This is a genomic window from Microbacterium sp. CH1 (assembly GCF_001595495.1).
GTDB lineage: Bacteria > Actinomycetota > Actinomycetes > Actinomycetales > Microbacteriaceae > Microbacterium.
In genome coordinates this window covers 69,989-84,762 of record NZ_LOSO01000004.1, presented here as the reverse complement: position 1 = coordinate 84,762, position 14,774 = coordinate 69,989, and the positions used below count along the sequence as shown (strand labels likewise).

Genomic DNA, 14,774 nt, shown 5'->3' with positions numbered 1-14,774 from the left:
ACGGGATCGTGCGGGCGGAACGAGATCGTGCGGGCGGGCTCGGGTCGTGCAGAGCCCGCCCGACGGCTCGGGTCAGCTGAGTTCGCCGCCTTCCAGGAGGTCGGTGACGAGGGCGGCGATGGCGGAGCGCTCCGAGCGGGTCAGGGTGACGTGACCGAAGAGGCCGTGTCCCTTGAGGGTCTCGATGACGCTCGCGATGCCGTCGTGCCGGCCGACGCGGAGGTTGTCGCGCTGCCCGACGTCGTGGGTGAGGATCACGCGCGAGTTCTGACCCATGCGGCTGAGCACCGTGAGCAGCACGTTCCGCTCCAGGGACTGTGCCTCGTCCACGATCACGAAGGCGTCGTGCAGGGACCGTCCGCGGATGTGGGTGAGGGGCATCACCTCCAGGAGCCCGCGCTCGACCACCTCGTCGATGACGTTCCCCGAGACCACGGAGCCGAGGGTGTCGTACACCGCCTGACCCCAGGGGTTCATCTTCTCGCCTTGGTCGCCCGGGAGGTACCCGAGTTCCTGACCCCCGACGGCGAACAGCGGACGGAAGACGATGATCTTCTTCTGCTGCTGGCGCTCCAGCACGGCCTCCAGCCCCGCGCACAGCGCGAGCGCCGACTTGCCGGTACCCGCGCGCCCGCCCAGCGACACGATGCCCACCTCGGGGTCGAGGAGCAGGTCGATCGCGATGCGCTGCTCGGCGGAGCGCCCGTGCATGCCGAAGATGTCCCGGTCACCGCGGACGAGCCGGAACTCGCCGTCCCCGGTGACCCGACCCAGGGCGGACCCGCGCTCGGAGTGGATGATGAGGCCGGTGTTGACGGGAAGCCCGTGCACGTCCTCGCTGAGCCCGACCTCGCTCTCGTAGAGGTCGCTGATGTCGTCGCCGGAGAGATCGAGGGCGGCGATGCCGGTCCAGCCCGAGTCTACGGCCTGCTCCGCGAGGTACTCCTCGGCACGCAGCCCGAGGGACGCGGCCTTCACCCGCATCGGGAGGTCCTTCGAGACGATGGTCACGTCCTGGCCGTCCTGCGCGAGGTGCAACGCGACGGAGAGGATGCGGCTGTCGTTGTCGCTGAGGCGGATGCCGGCCGGGAGCACCGAGAGGTCGGCGTTGCCCAGCTCGACGCGGAGAGTGCCCCCTTCGCCGACCTCCACCGGGAAGTCGAGGCGGCCGTGCTCGACGCGGAGATCGTCGAGGTGCCGCAGCGCCTGGCGGGCGAAGTACCCGATCTCCGGGTCGTGCCGCTTGCCCTCGAGCTCGGTGATGACGACGACCGGGAGCACCACGGAATGCTCCGCGAACCGGAAGAGCGCCTGCGGATCGCTCAGCAGGACCGAGGTGTCGAGGACGTAGGTGCGCAGATCCTGAGCGGGCTCTGCGGCCGCGGCCTGACTCGGCGTCTGACGGGTGGACTGCTGCGCGGTGCTGGTGGACTGCTGCGCTGTACGTGTGGTCACGACCCACTCCCGACCCGGGGATTCCCGGCTATTCGAACGAGTCGACCAGGGGGTCACGAGTCGCGAACCTGAGGCCGACCCGACCGGGCGCCTTGCCCGATGCCTTGAAGGTACGGCCGCTCAGGGGTTTTCCACGGACTCGACACGCCAGCGATTCGTTACGGGACGATGAACGATTCCTTGCCGAACGCGCCCAGGGTCGCATCGAGCAGGGCGAGGGTCTCGGCGTCGGTTCCGGCGTGCGGCGCGATGCGGATGGATCCGCCCCGAGCGGTGACGACCAGTCCGGCGTTGGCGAGAGCCGCGGCGAGCCGCGCCGGGTCCTCCGGTGCGAGCGCGACGATCCCCGCGCGCTCGGTGCGCTCGCGCGGCGAGGCGACGGCGATCCCGTGGCGGTCGGCCGTGGCGATCACCGCGTCCACGTGCGCGGACAGCCGCTCTTCGATCGCCGCGACACCGGCGTCCCTGACGTCCCGAGCGCCGATCGCGAGCCGACCGGCGGCGAGCGTGTCCGGCATGCTGATCGTGTAGGCCCTCGCGTCCGGTGCCGGGGCGGGCAGCTCGTCGACGACCAGCCCGCGCGCCGCCGTCCCGGTGATGCCGGAGAGCACGGGTGCGATGCGCTCCCGTGCGTACGGCGAGAACCAGGCGAACCCGGTGCCCCGGCCCGCGCGCAGCCATTTGTAGCCGTGCCCGACGACGACGTCGGCGACGCTGTAGTCCGCGTCGACCACGCCGAAGGACTGCACGGCATCGACGATGAGGAGGCGGTCGGGGCCGAGGACGTCCCGCAGCGCGGCGAGGTCGGCCCGATAGCCGGTGCGGAAGTCGACGTGGCTGACGGCGAGGGCCACGATATCGTCGTCCAGGACGGCGGCGACGGCATCGGGAGTCACCCGCCCGTCCTCCGGCGTGATCCAGCGCGGCGTGACCGCGTGGTCGGATGCGGTCGCCGCGCGCTCCAGGGTGAGGCTCACGCTCGGGAACTCCGCCGTGCTCGCGACGACCGCGCCGGAGACCCCGTAGAGCGCGTGCATGAGGCCGTGCGTCGACGAGGGCTGCAGCGTGACCTCCGCGGCCTCGGCTCCGAGGAGCTCGGCGATGACCTCCTGCGCCTGTCCGATCCGCTCCCCCACGAGCGCCAGCGACGACGGACGGCCGTTCCCGAGGAGGTCCGCGTCGGCGAAGACCTCGGCGCGGACGGAGGGCGACACGGGGCCGAACGCCGCCCAGTTCAGATAACCGGGCTCCGCGTCGAACGTGCTCAGGTAGTCGTCGAAAGCGCTCACTGCGTCATTGTGCCACGCCCCGCGGCTTCCGGATCAGCGACCGAAGCGGCGGTCGCGGTCGGCGTAGTCGCGGATCGCGCGGAGGAAGTCGACCTGTCGCAGATCGGGCCCGAGCGCCTCGACGAAGTAGAACTCGCTGTGCGCGCTCTGCCACAGCAGGAAGTCGCTCAGCCGCTGCTCGCCGCTCGTGCGGATCACGAGGTCCGGGTCGGGCTGGCCGCCCGTGTAGAGGTGCTCCCCGATCATCTCCGGAGTGAGCTGCGCCGCGAGGTCCTCCAGCGTGCCGCCCGACGCCTCGTGTGTGGTGATGATGCTGCGCACCGCGTCGACGATCTCGTTCCGGCCGCCGTACCCGACCGCGAGGTTCACGTGCAGCCCCGTGTGGTCCTTCGTGCGCTCCTCCGCATCGGCGAGCACGCGCGCCAGCTCCGCGGGGAGGATGTCGGAGCGGCCGACGTGCTTGACCCGCCAGTTCCCCTTCTGGGACAGCGCCTCGGCGAGCTCCGCGATGATCTCGATGAGGTCGGCGAGCTCGGCCGAGTCCCGTTTGCGGAGGTTGTCGCTGGAGAGGAGGTAGAGCGAGACCACGCGCACCCCGAGCTCGTCGCACCAGCCGAGGAACTCCTGCATCTTGGCGGCGCCTGCACGGTGCCCTTCGGCCGGGGTGTCGAATCCGAGCTGCCGCGCCCACCGGCGGTTGCCGTCGATCATCATGGCGACGTGGTGCGGAACCGAGGCCGGATCGAGGTGGCGACGCAGCCGACTGGTGTACAGCCGGTACAGCGGTCCCCGTCCCGGGCTCTCGCGTGACATCACCCACCTACGCTACCCTGCCGCGCCCTTCCGCGCCGGTGGAGAACCTGGGGACATGTACGGGGACCGGCATGCGCTCCCACCTAGAGTGAGCACGTGAGCACTTCCGACGAGACCGGCGCCGACCTCCCGAAGCTGCCGCTGCTCGAAGCGGCGGCCGCCGACGCGGCGACCGAGATCAAACCGACCTGGCGCGGGTGGATCCACGCCGGCACGTTCCCCGTCGCGATCGCCGCTGGCATCGTCCTCGTCACCCTGTCCCAGGGAGCGGCGGCCAAGTGGGCGGCGGTGGTCTTCATGGCCACCTCGCTGCTGCTGTTCGGGAACTCCGCCCTGTACCACCGTTTCAACTGGCGGCCCCGGGTGAAGGGCATCCTCAAGCGGATCGACCACGCCAACATCCTGCTGCTCATCGCCGGCACGTACACCCCGCTCGCGACCCTGGCGCTGCCGCCGGCCAAGGGCGTCCTGCTGCTGACCCTGGTCTGGAGCGGGGCCCTGCTCGGCATCCTCTTCCGCGTGTTCTGGATCCACGCGCCGCGCTGGCTCTACGTCGCGCTGTATCTGCTGCTCGGCTGGGCCGCGGTGATGTACATCGTCGACCTGCTCGACGCCAACGTCGCCATGATGGTGCTCGTGATCGTCGGCGGTCTGCTCTACACGGGCGGCGCCATCGTCTACGCGCTGAAGAAGCCGAACCCGTGGCCGGGCCACTTCGGCTTCCACGAGATCTTCCACGTGTGCACGGTCCTGGCCTTCCTGTGCCACTGGACCGCGTGCCTGCTGATCGCCCTGCACCCGCTCTCGCCGTCGCTCGGCGCGCCCTGAGCGGGGGTCAGCGCTCGCGCGGCTCCTCGTCGGGCGCGTCCGGGGCGGTGCGGCCGTCGTCCGCGGCGTTCTCGGCGGCGCGGGCGGCCTCTTCCGCGTCGAGCTCCTCGCGGACCTCTTCCCGGTACCGCACGCGGCGGATCCGGCGGTTCATGTCCCAGATCAGCAGGATCACGGCGACGAGCACGATGACGATCACCGCGAAGCCCGCGAAGCCCGGCGTGACCGACTCCGGAGCCACCGTCATCGACGGTGTCGGCATCGGGGTCTCGGAGAGGAAGCGCATGAATCGGCCTTTCGTACGCAGGTCGCATAACCTGGTATCACCAGCCTAACGACCGGAAGACCCCACCTGTGACGACCGCCCTCCAGCTCGACGAACGCTATGGCCGCACCCGCCGCCGCCGGTGGCCGTGGTTCCTCGCCGGGGCCGTCGCGCTCCTCCTCCTCGCCGCCCTCGCGTGGTCCATCGTCGGCCAGTCGCTGAGCTCGGTCGACGCCGACGATCTGGGCTTCGAGCTCGTGGACGAGCACGCCGTCGACGTGCGCTTCCAGGTGACCGGCGTCCAGGGCAAGGACGTCGTGTGCGTGCTCGAGGCCCTCGACGAGGAATTCGGCGTCGTGGGCTGGAAGATCGTGGAGATCCCGGCGGGAGACGCCCATGCGCTCACCCGTGCGGAGCGCATCCCGACCGTCGCGGAGGCCACGACAGGTTTGGTGAACACCTGCTGGGTCGCCTAGACTGATGCCAGACAGACGACGCCCCGGCACCGTGCCGGGGCGTCTTGGCATATCCCCCGCGGCATCTCGGCGGGATCCCGATAGAAGGAGCTTCGTCATGTCCACCGATGCTCAGGTCCCCTTCCTCACGCAGGAAGCCTACGACCGGCTCGTCGCCGAGCTGGAACACCTCTCCACCGTCGGTCGCGACGAGATCGCCAAGCGCATCGAGGCGGCCCGCGAGGAGGGCGACCTCAAGGAGAACGGCGGCTACCACGCGGCGAAGGACGAGCAGGGCAAGCAGGAGGCCCGCATCCGCACCCTGGAGGCGCTGCTGAAGACCGCCAAGGTCGGCGAGGCCCCTGCCAGCCGGGGCATCGTCGAGCCGGGCACCGTCGTGACCGCGATCGTCGCGGGCGGCGAGGAGGTCTTCCTCCTCGGCAGCCGCGAGATCGCCGCCGCCGGCAGCGACCTCGACGTCTACAGCGAGGCCAGCCCGCTGGGCCAGGCGATCCTCGGCCTCAAGGTCGGCGAGTCCTCGTCGTACGAGGCACCGAACGGCCGCTCGATCAGCGTCGAGATCGTGAAGGTGGAGACCTACACGGGCTGACGCCCCCTCACGAGACACCCCCTCGACCGCCACGGTCGAGGGGGTGTCGCGCGTCCGGGGGTCAGTCCTGGACGACGATGGGCGCGAAGCCCGCGCGACGGAGAGTGTCGAGCGTGTGGGCCGAGTGGTCCGCGCCGCGGGTCTCGACACTGAGCTCGAGGATGACCTCGCTGATCTGCAGTCCGTGGCCGTGACGGGTGTGCATCGCCTCGATGACGTTCGCTCCCGCCTCCGCGATGAGCTCGGACACGCGGGCGAGCTGGCCGGGACGGTCCGGCAGCGGGATGCGGATCGTCAGGTACCGACCCGAGGCGGCGAGGCCGTGCGACACCACGCGCTGCAGCAGGAGCGGGTCGATGTTGCCGCCCGACAGCACGGCCATCGTCGTGCCGGTCGCCGACACACGTCCGGAGAGGATCGCGGCGACGCCCGCCGCACCGGCGGGCTCCACGACGACCTTGGCCTGTTCCAGGAGGACGAGCATGGCGCGCGCGAGGTCGTCGTCCGAGACGGTGACGACCTCGTCGACGAGGTCCTTGATGATCTCGAACGGCACAGCTCCCGGGCGGGCGACGAGGATGCCGTCGGCGATGGTGGGGCGCGTGACGATGTCGACCGGTTCCCCGGCCGCGAGCGACGGCGGCACCGCGGCCGCGTTCTCCGCCTGGACGCCGATCACGCGGATCGTCCGCCCGAGCTCGGCGGCCTTGGCCTTGACCGCGGCGGCGACGCCGGCGATCAGCCCTCCTCCGCCGATGCCGAGGACGACAGTGTCGATCTCGGGCGCATCCTCCAGCAGCTCCAGGCCGAGGGTGCCCTGCCCGATCACGATGTCGCGGTGATCGAACGGGTGGATGAGGACGGCGCCGGTGCGTTCCGCGAACTCGGCGGCCAGGCGCAGCGACGTGGCGACGGTCTCCCCCTCGAGCACCACCTCGGCCCCGTAGCCACGGGTGGCGAGGAGCTTCGGCACGGGGACCCCGAGCGGCATGAAGATCGTCGCGGGGATGCCGAGCGCCTGGGCGGCCAGAGCGACACCCTGCGCGTGGTTCCCGGCCGAGGCCGCCACGACGCCACGGGAGCGCTCCTCCGCGCTGAGCCGGGAGAGCCGGTACGCCGCGCCGCGGATCTTGAAGGACCCCGTGCGCTGCAGGTTCTCCATCTTCAGGAGCACCGGCGCACCGAGCGCGTCGGACAGCGCCCGAGAGGGCAGCGTCGGGGTGTGCGCGATCACCTCAGCCAGACTTCGAGCCGCGTCCTGGAACTCGGTCAGGCTGGGGACTGCGCTCATCGATTCCTCCGTCTCCGCTCGCGCGGAACTGTGCTCCAGATCAGATCTCCGCTCGGCCCGACGCCGGTGCGCCAGGATCCCGAGCTGATGGTCACCGCCGCCACGTTCACGAACGCGGCCAGCGGGACGGCGAACAGGGCACCCGGGATGCCCGCGATCATCGCGCCGCCCGCGACCACGAGGACGACGGCGAGGGGGTGCACCTTGACGGCGGAGCCCATCATGATCGGCTGCAGGATGTGGCCCTCGATCTGCTGGACGGCGAGGACGACGACGAGCATCCAGAGAGCGATCCACGGCCCGTTGTAGACGAGCGCGAGGAAGACGGCCACGGCACCGGTCACCACTGCACCGACGATGGGGATGAACGAACCGAGGAACACGAGCACGGCGACGGGCAGCGCGAGCGGGACCTGGAGCAGGAAGGCGCCGAGGCCGATGCCGATCGCGTCGATCGTCGCCACGAAGAGCTGCGTCCTGGCGTAGTTGACGATCGTCGTCCAGCCGTTGCGCGCGGCGCCGTCCACGGCGGGGCGGGCCTTCCGGGGGAAGATGCGCAGCGTCCAGCGCCAGATGCCGGCGCCGTCGGCGAGGAGGCAGATGAGGATGAACAGCGACAGCAGCGCGCCGGTGGCGACGTGCCCGACGGTCGTCCCGATCGCGAGGGCCCCCGTCCAGAGGACCTGCGCCTGCTCGCTGATGAAGTCGAGGCCCTGCTGCAGGTAGTCGGCGATCTGCGTGTCCGACAGGTTCAGCGGACCGTCGTGCAGCCACACCTGGAACTGGTCGAAGGCCTCGGTGGTGCGCTGCTGCACGTCCGGGAGCTGGGCGCGCACCTGCCAGACCACGAGCCACATCAGCCCGGTGACGATGGCGATCGTGCCGATGAGGGAGACGGCGATCGCGAGCCAGCGCGGGAATCCGTGACGCAGCATCCATGAGAACGCCGGCCACAGCAGGGCGGTGATGAGGATGCCCACCATCAGCGGGATGACGAGGAGCTTGAGCAGCATCACCAGCCAGATGAAGACGCCGATGGCCGCCGCGATGAGCAGCAGGCGCCAGGCGTAGCTCGCCGTGATGCGCAGGGGCAGCGGCACCGCCTCGTCAGCTTCGGTGGTCACGGTCCGATCGGTCACCACGGGGCGCGGACGGAACAGATCGCGCAGCCGGGGTCGCTGGTCCTCGCTCATCGCCTCAGTCTACGGTCATGCCGCATGCCGTTCGACGCATCCTGAACGCCAGGACGATGTCGGAGAGCGGGGATACGCTGGCGGCGTGACCGACACCCTCAGTCCCGCCCAGGCACGACGGATCGCTCTCGCCGCTCAGGGCTTCACCCGCGCACGCCCGGCCATCGTCTCCGGTCGCCATCTGCACCGGGTGATGGACCGGCTCGGCGTGCTGCAGATCGACTCGGTCAACGTGTTCGCCCGGTCGCACTACGTCCCGCTGTTCTCCCGGCTCGGCGCCTACGATCCCGCACTCCTCGACCGCCTCTTCCTGTCGCGCACGACGCATTATGTGGAGTACCTCGCCCACGAGGCGACCTTCATCCCCGTCGAGGACTGGCCCCTGTGGCGATTCCGCATGGACGACTTCCGGCGGCGCTGGTCCGCGGAGGACTCCTGGCTCCGCACGAACGCCCGGACGGTGCAGTGGGTGCAGGACGAGCTCCGTGCGCGCGGACCGCTCCGCCCGGTCGACCTCCGTGCCGACGCCCCGCGCGAGCGCGGCACCTGGTGGGACTGGGACGAGGTCAAGCTCGCCCTCGAGCATCTGTGGCGTACGGGAGACGTGGCGGTGAGCGGGCGCCGGGGGTTCGAGCGCACCTACGCCCTCGCCGAGCAGGTCATCCCCGAGCGCATCCGGTCCCGCGAGATCCCGCGCGAGGACGCCGTCCGCGAGCTCGTCCGACGCGCCGCACGGTCCAGCGGCGTCGCGACGGTGGCCGACCTGGCCGACTACTACCGCCTCCGCGACCGTGCCGCGGTGACCGGGGCGATCGCCGATCTCGTCGACGCCGGCGAAGTGCAGCCCGTGACCGTCCGCGGCTGGGAGCGGGGAGGCCGGCCCCTCCCCGCCTGGCGGCATCGCGACGCAGTTCTTCCGCGCCGGGTCGAGACCGCCGCCCTGCTGACCCCGTTCGATCCGGTGGTGTGGTTCCGGGAACGGGCGCTGCGGACTTTCGAGCTCGACTACCGCATCGAGATCTACGTGCCGGCGGCGAAGCGCCGCTACGGCTACTACTCGCTGCCCGTGCTCGTCGGCGACCGGATCGTGGCGCGGGTCGACCTCAAGGCCGACCGCGCCACGTCCACGCTGCAGGTGCAGTCGGCGTGGTGGGAGCCGCAGGCGCGTCCCGGCGACGCCGAGGCGATCGCGGCGGAGCTCCTCCGCGCCGCGCGGTGGCAGGGTCTCGAACAGGTGTCGGTCTCCGGATGGGGCGATGCGACCGCTGCCGTCCACACCGCGCTCGCCTCCACCGCGCCGGACACGGTGCGTCGTCACGTCCACGTCCGGGAGGGCGTCGCGTGAGCCGTCGTCGCTGGTGGCTCCTGGGCGGTGTCGTCGTGGCCGTGGCCCTGACCGGCGCGGTGTGGTGGGGGCTGTCCGTGCTCCGCTCGCCGACCGCGGAGGACGCGGCGCTGGCCTATCTCCGGGCGCTGGAGTCGGGCGATCCCGAGGTGGTCGCGGCGACCGGGACCGCGGTGTCCGACGCCGCCCTCACCGCGTTCGCCGGAGCGTCGTCGACCATCGCGGACGCCGAGGTCACCGCTGTGCGAGAGGGAGACGGTGACGCGTCCGCGACGGTGCGCTTCCGACTCGACGGGGAGGAGCACCAGGCGCACGTCCGGCTGACGCCGGAGAGCGGCCGCTGGACCGTCGACGGCTCCGGACTCGGTGCCCTCCGCGCCACGACGACGATCGGGACGGCGGTCCAGGTCGGCGATGCGGTGCTCCCGGTGACCGAAGACACCGCGCTGCTCCCTGGCGTGTACCCGGTCGCGGCCGCGCCGCGGGCGCTGCTGGCCGGCACGACCGAGGCCGTCGTCCTCCCCGGCGACGACGCCACCGCACGCGTGACCGCCGAGCTCCGCCCGGAGGCGACGGAGGCCGCGCAGACGCAGCTCGACGGCTACCTGGAGACCTGCACCGCCGACGGCCACGCGATTCCCGACAACTGCGGCATCCGGATCCCGTGGGGCACGGAGTTCCGGGACGTCTCCGACGTGGCGTTCCGCGTCGAGCGGTTCCCCGTGGTGACGCTCTCCGCCGGCGGGTTCACCGCGGACGACGGCATCCTCGAGGCGACCGTGACCGGCACCGGCCAGGACGGCGCCGCGCGCACCGTCACCTACCGCAGCACCGCGTGGAGCGTGCGCGGTGGCGTGGACATCACCGCAGACGAACTCGCCCTCACCGTGTGGTGAGGGCGAGGATCAGAACTGCACGCGCGGCGGCTCCGAGATGGCGCCGCTGTCGGCGACCTCGAAGAACTCGCGCTCGGTGAAGCCGAGTCCCTTGGCGAAGAGGTTGTTGGGGAACACCTTGATCTTGGTGTTGAGCTCGCGGACGCCGCCGTTGTAGAAGCGCCGCGCGGCCTGGATCTTGTCCTCGGTGTCGACGAGGGCCTGCTGCAGCTGGAGGAAGTTCTGGCTGGCCTGCAGCTGCGGATAGGCCTCGGCCACCGCGAAGAGACTGCGCAGGGCCTGCTGCAGGTGCCCCTCGGCGATCCCCGCCTCGCCGGGGCTGCCGGCGGAAAGGGTCTCGGCACGGGCGCGGGTGACGTTCTCGAACACCGCCTTCTCGTGGGACGCGTAGCCCTTGACCGTCTCGATGAGATTCGGGATGAGGTCGGCTCGGCGCTTGAGCTGGACGGTGATGCCGCTCCAGGCTTCGTCCACGCGGACGTTCAGCTGCACCAGCGAGTTGTACGTCGCCCAGAGATAGACGCCGACGAGCAGGATCACCCCGACGACGATCAGTACCGGCACGAGCCATTCCATCAGTGCCCCACCCTTTCCCGTATTTCTCTCATCCTAGACGCGGTGCCTGCACGTGGACTGGGGATGCGACGGACCAGCGCCGCCGATCAGCGTCCCAGCACCCGCTCCAGATAGCGGTTCGTGAAGCGGCGATCCGGATCGAGGCGGTCGCGCAGCGCCACGAAGTCGTCGAAGCGGGGGTAGCTCTCCCGCAGCGTCTCCCTGGTCATGGTGTGCAGCTTGCCCCAGTGCGGGCGACCGCCGTGGGCCCGCATGATCTTCTCGACCGCACCGAAGTACGCCGTCGGGTCCGCGCGCCAGTACCGGTGCACCGCGATGTAGGCGCTGGGGCGGCCGTACGCGGTGGAGAGCCAGCGATCGTCGGCGGCAGCGAAGCGGACCTCCACGGGGAACTCGATCCGCCAGCCGCGCTCGGCGATGAGCTCCTGGAGGGCGCGGAATGCGGGCACCACCTCGGCCGCCGGCAGCGCGTACTCCATCTCGCGGAAGCGCACGGTCCGGCTCTGGGTGAGCACGCGATTCGAGAGGTCGGTGTACTCACGGTCACCGGTGAGCCGCACCGCGAGCCGGTTGAACGGCGGCGTGATCGCCGGGACCGCCTGTCCCGCCGCGCAGACGACGCGGTAGACGCCGTTCGCGAGCAGGGTCTCATCCACCCACCGGCCCACGACCGGGAGTGGCCTCCGTCGCGTCGATTCCGGCAGACGCGACTGCCGCTTGGTGAGCGCGACGTCGGTATGCGGGAACCAGTAGAACTCGAAATGGTCGGCGGCGGCGACGCGTTCGTCGATCGTGCCGAGCACCTCTTCCAGCGGCAGCGGCTCGTCGACCGCATGCATCACGAACGTGGGCACGCACTGCAGGGTGACCTCGACGATGATGCCGAGCGCGCCCAGCCCCAGAGCGACCGCGGGCAGGAGCTCCGGACTGTGCCCCTCGTCGATGCGGAGGAACTCCCCGTCGGCGGTGATGAGGGTCACCCCGACGACCTGGGTGGCGAGTCCACCGAAACCGGCGCCGGTTCCGTGCGTGCCCGTGGAGATCGCGCCGGCGATGGACTGGCGGTCGATGTCGCCGAGGTTCTCCATCGCGAGACCGTAGCGGGCGAGCAGCCCGGGGATGCGGTGCAGCCGGGTACCGGCGAGGAGCGTGACCCGTCCGCTCGCGACGTCCGCGGACACGAGTCCCTGCAGGTCGTCCAGTTCCAGGAGCACACCGGGGGCGATGGCGATCCCGGTGAAGCTGTGACCGGCGCCGACTGCTTTGACCGTGAGCCCCTGTCGCACCGCTGCTCGCACAGCACGCTGCACGCCCTCGGGGCTGCGCGGGCGCTCGACCCGCACGGGGCGCACCGACGCCGACCGGCCCCAGTTCTGCCAGGTGCCGCCGATTCTCGTCACAGGAACGCCTTCCCCTCGCCGCGGTACGTCGGCAGCTCATCCACGACCTCGTCGCCGGACACGAGCTGGTACGCGGCGATGCGCTCGGCCGGCTCGCCGCTCTTGGCGTGACGGAACCAGACACGATCGCCGACGCCGAGCGTCGCCGCTGTCGGCCCCTGCAGCGGCGTCTGCACCTCGCCGGCAGCCTCTCGCGGAAGCGTGCGGAGGTTCGCCGGCCACACCGGGCGCGGCTGTCGCGAGGCCAGCGCCGGACCCGAGGCGATCCAGCCGCCGCCCAGCACCGTGGCGATGTCGGCAGCGGGACGGCGCACGACGTCGAAGGCGAAGGCCGCGGCCGGCGCCGGATGGAAGGACCGGTACCCGTCGAACAGGTGTCCGCCGAGCAGACCGCTGCCCGCGCTGGCCTCGGTGAGCGACTCGTCGCTGCCGCTGAACTCCAGGGAGCCGGTGCCCCCGCCGTTGAGGAACTCGAGCGGCGTCACGGCGCCGACCGCGGCGACGATCGCCGCCCTTCGCTCCCGTAGCTCCTCGCGCGAGCGGGCCTGGACGCGACGGATCAGCGGCCCATCGGGGCCGGCATCGCCCTGTCCCGCGATCTGGGCGTCGTACATCTGCAGCCCCACGAGGCGGAAGCCGGGGCGTGCGACGACCGTCCGCGCGAACGCGGCGACCTCCCCGGCGGAGAAGAGGGCCGAGCGGCGGACGCCGATGTGACCGAGCAGCGCGGATCGCCAGGACGCGTCGACGTCGATGGCCACGCGGAGCTCGGGGCGCGCGGAAGGGGCCACCACGCTGTCGACGAGGTCCAGGTGCACGGGGTCGTCGATCATGAGCGTGATGCGCTGCGCCGCCTGCTCGTCGGCGCACAGCCGTTCGATGCCCGCCCGGTCCACGGTCGGGTAGCCGAGGACGATGTCGTCGTGGGTCTCCGCGAGCCAGAGCGCCTCCTCGAGCGTGAACGCGAGGATCCCGCGGAAACCCGGGAGGCGCAGCACGGCATCCAGGACCGCACGCACCCGCACCGACTTCGACGCCACGCGGATCGGCAGACCGCCGGCACGGACGAGCAGGTCCATAGCGTTGTAGCGCAGCGCTTCGCGATCGATGACCGCCACGGGCGCCGGAAGATGCCCGGTCGCGGCCGACAGGCGCGGCCAGTAGCGGCCCGGGTCCTCCCATTCGGGGGCGACCGCGGGGCCACCCGGGACGGGGCTCAGTTCGTCGGTGAGGTCGAGCACTCCCCCACCCTACGGCCTGAGCCCCGCCGGGTCACGACCCCGCCGACGATAGGCTGGCGGCGCAGCCCCCGTAGCCCAATGGCAGAGGCAGGCGACTTAAAATCGCCTCAGTCTGGGTTCGAGTCCCAGCGGGGGCACCGTCAGCGGCCGAGGATGTCGCCGATCCCGGGGATACCGAGATCGCCGAGCCGCTCCCCCCAGCCGGTCGCCGTCTCGCCGAGCCCCGAGACGACCTCGCCGGCCGAGCCGAGCATCTCGTCGGCGCCGCCGGCCAGCGCATCGATGTCGACGCCGGAGGCGAGCGCATCCAGGTCGATGCCCTGCGCCAGCGCGTCGAAGTCCACCCCGAGCCCCGCCGCCTGTTCCAGGAGCGGTGCGGCCACGGCGCTCACGACGGCTCCGCCGGCCACCACGCCGAGGAGACCGACCGCCGCGCCGCCCGCGGCGACCGCGGCCCCGCCGCCACGGGTGCGGGAGAGGAGTCCGCGGAGGCGGCCCGGCTGCACCGCCTCGGCCCGCCCGGCCGCGCGGGCCAGGTCGTCCGCAGACGACGAGCGCGGTCGCTCCTCCGCCGGGAGCTCCGCCCGCATGCGGGCGTCGACGTGCGCGCGCTGCGACGGCGTGAGGCGCGCGAAGGCCTCGCGATGGATCTGCTCGATCCGATGCGGATCCGCTGTCTGCAGGAGGTAGTCGTACCGGGCGATGGCCGCGCGGTCCGCCGCGGAGACGTCCGACGCACCCCCGGCCGCGGGGGCGGGCGGCGGGGCGTACGCCCCTGCGGCGGATGCTCGTCCGGCGGGACGGGCGGGCGCCGGGGACGCGGGAGGAGGCGTGGTCGGGCGCTGCGCCTGAGGATCGGTGCCGCGCACGGCGTCGACCGCCCCGCGGATCATCCCGCTCCAGTCGGTGGAGGCACGCGCGCCCTCGCCGCGGCGCGCGCCGGGGCTACCCCCCTTCGCGTCGATGGCGTCGGTGGCGAGGCGGATCAGGCGGGAGAGCTTCGACATGGGGGTCCCTTCGTGGGACGGACCGCCGTCTCCGCGACGTCTGTCGACGCAAGGTTCCGGGCAGCCCGCGATTCGGGTGCCAAGGTCTCCTCCACCCTCGCGGGCCAGCG

At 71.7% G+C, this 14,774-nt stretch carries 15 protein-coding genes and 1 tRNA gene; 6 read left to right on the top strand and 10 right to left on the bottom strand.

Features of this window, described 5'->3' with window-relative positions; genetic code table 11:
• Window positions 1-72: 72 nt before the first annotated feature.
• The 3 genes from AUV07_RS02390 to AUV07_RS02380 form a co-directional block, all read right to left on the bottom strand.
• Entirely contained in the window at window positions 73-1,455 is a 1,383-nt protein-coding gene (locus AUV07_RS02390; protein WP_062633564.1) for a PhoH family protein, read from the bottom strand.
• 158 nt (window positions 1,456-1,613) lie between these two features.
• Window positions 1,614-2,744 (bottom strand): aminotransferase class V-fold PLP-dependent enzyme, encoded by a 1,131-nt coding sequence (locus AUV07_RS02385; protein WP_062633562.1) that lies wholly within the window; start codon window positions 2,742-2,744, stop codon window positions 1,614-1,616.
• A gap of 33 nt (window positions 2,745-2,777) precedes the next feature.
• Complete coding sequence (locus tag AUV07_RS02380; RefSeq protein ID WP_025103942.1) at window positions 2,778-3,557, bottom strand: isoprenyl transferase; 780 nt, start codon at window positions 3,555-3,557, stop codon at window positions 2,778-2,780.
• A gap of 96 nt (window positions 3,558-3,653) precedes the next feature.
• Here AUV07_RS02380 and trhA point away from each other — a divergent pair, with 96 nt between their 5' ends.
• Window positions 3,654-4,385, top strand: coding sequence for a PAQR family membrane homeostasis protein TrhA (trhA, locus tag AUV07_RS02375; RefSeq protein ID WP_062633560.1), 732 nt, complete (start codon window positions 3,654-3,656; stop codon window positions 4,383-4,385).
• 7 nt (window positions 4,386-4,392) lie between these two features.
• Here the strand turns inward: trhA and AUV07_RS02370 are convergent, their stop codons facing one another.
• Window positions 4,393-4,671 carry a hypothetical protein gene (locus AUV07_RS02370; RefSeq protein ID WP_062633558.1) on the bottom strand — a complete coding sequence of 93 codons (279 nt, stop codon included), beginning with the start codon at window positions 4,669-4,671 and terminating at the stop codon, window positions 4,393-4,395.
• Between the two features lie 68 nt (window positions 4,672-4,739).
• On the opposite strand from AUV07_RS02370, the gene AUV07_RS02365 reads away from it, so the two are divergent.
• Together AUV07_RS02365 and greA are read left to right on the top strand one after the other, a co-directional pair.
• Window positions 4,740-5,126, top strand: coding sequence for a DUF4307 domain-containing protein (locus AUV07_RS02365; protein ID WP_025103939.1), 387 nt, complete (start codon window positions 4,740-4,742; stop codon window positions 5,124-5,126).
• A 97-nt stretch (window positions 5,127-5,223) separates the two neighbouring features.
• Entirely contained in the window at window positions 5,224-5,715 is a 492-nt protein-coding gene (greA, locus tag AUV07_RS02360; RefSeq protein WP_025103938.1) for a transcription elongation factor GreA, read from the top strand.
• Between the two features lie 61 nt (window positions 5,716-5,776).
• On the opposite strand, the gene ilvA is transcribed toward greA, so the two are convergent.
• Both ilvA and AUV07_RS02350 read right to left on the bottom strand, forming a co-directional pair.
• Window positions 5,777-7,006, bottom strand: coding sequence for a threonine ammonia-lyase (ilvA, locus tag AUV07_RS02355; protein WP_062633556.1), 1,230 nt, complete (start codon window positions 7,004-7,006; stop codon window positions 5,777-5,779).
• Entirely contained in the window at window positions 7,003-8,199 is a 1,197-nt protein-coding gene (locus AUV07_RS02350) for an AI-2E family transporter (protein WP_082802822.1), read from the bottom strand. The genes ilvA and AUV07_RS02350 overlap by 4 nt, the downstream gene beginning before the upstream one ends.
• An 85-nt stretch (window positions 8,200-8,284) precedes the next feature.
• Here AUV07_RS02350 and AUV07_RS02345 point away from each other — a divergent pair, with 85 nt between their 5' ends.
• Both AUV07_RS02345 and AUV07_RS02340 read left to right on the top strand, forming a co-directional pair.
• On the top strand, window positions 8,285-9,544 hold the full coding sequence (locus tag AUV07_RS02345) for a winged helix-turn-helix domain-containing protein (RefSeq protein WP_062633554.1): 1,260 nt from the start codon (window positions 8,285-8,287) through the stop codon (window positions 9,542-9,544).
• Window positions 9,541-10,440 carry a hypothetical protein gene (locus AUV07_RS02340; protein WP_062633552.1) on the top strand — a complete coding sequence of 300 codons (900 nt, stop codon included), beginning with the start codon at window positions 9,541-9,543 and terminating at the stop codon, window positions 10,438-10,440. The genes AUV07_RS02345 and AUV07_RS02340 overlap by 4 nt, the downstream gene beginning before the upstream one ends.
• 9 nt (window positions 10,441-10,449) lie before the next feature.
• On the opposite strand, the gene AUV07_RS02335 is transcribed toward AUV07_RS02340, so the two are convergent.
• The 3 genes from AUV07_RS02335 to AUV07_RS02325 all read right to left on the bottom strand — a co-directional run bounded on the left by AUV07_RS02335 (window position 10,450) and on the right by AUV07_RS02325 (window position 13,657).
• Window positions 10,450-11,016, bottom strand: a complete 567-nt coding sequence (locus tag AUV07_RS02335; protein ID WP_025103933.1) for a LemA family protein — start codon at window positions 11,014-11,016, stop codon at window positions 10,450-10,452.
• Window positions 11,017-11,102: 86 nt separating this feature from the next.
• Complete coding sequence (locus AUV07_RS02330; RefSeq protein ID WP_062633550.1) at window positions 11,103-12,416, bottom strand: D-arabinono-1,4-lactone oxidase; 1,314 nt, start codon at window positions 12,414-12,416, stop codon at window positions 11,103-11,105.
• The gene (locus AUV07_RS02325) at window positions 12,413-13,657 is read right to left on the bottom strand and encodes an alanine racemase (RefSeq protein WP_062633548.1); all 1,245 of its coding nucleotides are present in this window, start codon (window positions 13,655-13,657) and stop codon (window positions 12,413-12,415) included. Before AUV07_RS02325 ends, AUV07_RS02330 begins: the two co-directional genes overlap by 4 nt.
• Window positions 13,658-13,721: 64 nt before the next feature.
• Between AUV07_RS02325 and AUV07_RS02320 the strand changes: the two genes are divergently transcribed.
• Window positions 13,722-13,794 (top strand) — tRNA-Leu (locus AUV07_RS02320).
• A 3-nt stretch (window positions 13,795-13,797) separates the two neighbouring features.
• On the opposite strand, the gene AUV07_RS02315 is transcribed toward AUV07_RS02320, so the two are convergent.
• Window positions 13,798-14,664, bottom strand: a complete 867-nt coding sequence (locus tag AUV07_RS02315) for a hypothetical protein (RefSeq protein ID WP_062633546.1) — start codon at window positions 14,662-14,664, stop codon at window positions 13,798-13,800.
• Window positions 14,665-14,774: the final 110 nt, after the last annotated feature.

Coding starts and splice junctions, on each gene's coding strand:
- AUV07_RS02380 (WP_025103942.1), bottom strand. CDS start 3,557: ATGTCACGCGAGAGCCCGGGACGGGGACCGCTGTACCGGCTGTACACC.
- AUV07_RS02370 (WP_062633558.1), bottom strand. CDS start 4,671: ATGCGCTTCCTCTCCGAGACCCCGATGCCGACACCGTCGATGACGGTG.
- greA (WP_025103938.1), top strand. CDS start 5,224: ATGTCCACCGATGCTCAGGTCCCCTTCCTCACGCAGGAAGCCTACGAC.
- ilvA (WP_062633556.1), bottom strand. CDS start 7,006: ATGAGCGCAGTCCCCAGCCTGACCGAGTTCCAGGACGCGGCTCGAAGT.
- AUV07_RS02350 (WP_082802822.1), bottom strand. CDS start 8,199: ATGAGCGAGGACCAGCGACCCCGGCTGCGCGATCTGTTCCGTCCGCGC.
- AUV07_RS02335 (WP_025103933.1), bottom strand. CDS start 11,016: ATGGAATGGCTCGTGCCGGTACTGATCGTCGTCGGGGTGATCCTGCTC.
- AUV07_RS02315 (WP_062633546.1), bottom strand. CDS start 14,664: ATGTCGAAGCTCTCCCGCCTGATCCGCCTCGCCACCGACGCCATCGAC.